1 protein-coding gene is annotated in these 399 nt (G+C 40.4%); it reads right to left on the bottom strand.

Annotation, left to right across the window (positions count from 1 at the left end; translation table 11 throughout):
- Window positions 1-399, bottom strand: a 399-nt coding sequence (locus tag HZY83_RS06975) for a GGDEF domain-containing protein (RefSeq protein ID WP_483299228.1), incomplete at both ends; no start/stop codon positions are given.

Here is a 399-nt window from a genome sequence, read left to right as displayed (position 1 = left end):
CCAATTGCATCTAAATCAGGGCGTTTATGTCCCATAATAATTACCTTGTCGCCTTCAGTTAAGATGTCTTTAAGTGCGTGAGAAATTACTCGGGCACGTACACGCGTACGTTTCTCCATAGGGTCAGTCTTACCACCGTAGAAGCGAACGTTACCATTCATATTTTTAATGGCAACTTGGTCACCTCCTCGACCGAGTGCTAAATCTAAACCAGATTGTGATAAATCCCCTAGGTCGATAAGGTTCTCTGTACCTTCACCGACACCGATACTTAAAGTGAGTTGTGCACGGTAACCGACACTTTTCTCTCTCAACTGACTTAAAATTTCAAAGTTTGAATCTTCAAGTTCTGCTAATATCTTTTGGTTAAGATATGCAACGAATTGATCAGAATTATAA

The sequence above is a fragment of the Gemella sp. GH3 genome (assembly GCF_013415425.1).
Classification (GTDB): domain Bacteria; phylum Bacillota; class Bacilli; order Staphylococcales; family Gemellaceae; genus Gemelliphila.
This window is presented reverse-complemented; position numbering and strand designations above follow the sequence as displayed.